The sequence below is a fragment of the Photobacterium sp. R1 genome (assembly GCF_054600795.1).
Map to the genome: position 1 here is coordinate 1 of NZ_BAAHZP010000565.1, position 270 is coordinate 270.

Annotated in this window: 1 pseudogene; it reads left to right on the forward strand. The window is 53.0% G+C overall.

Annotated elements, in window-relative coordinates:
* Positions 1–270: pseudogene (locus ACYP03_RS26305) on the forward strand (AsmA family protein); the annotation flags it as partial.

The window sequence follows — 270 nt, forward strand, 5'->3', positions numbered from 1 at the left end:
GCTTCTCTGCCCAGGGTACAACCAGCCTGCAATTGGCGGAAACCCTGGATAACGCGGCGCTGAAAAACACTGAGCTCTCCGCCAGTATGACAGAAGCCGGCACACAGCTGGAGAATGTCACGGTAAAACTGGATGCTTTTAATCTGGGTGAGTGGAGCGAGGTGACGCTGTCTGCAAAGGGGCAAATCCCTGATCTTGCTTTCAACGCTGAGGGTAAAACCCGGTTAATGGTCAGCCAGGATAAGACAAAAATTTCGCTGAAGGCGCTGG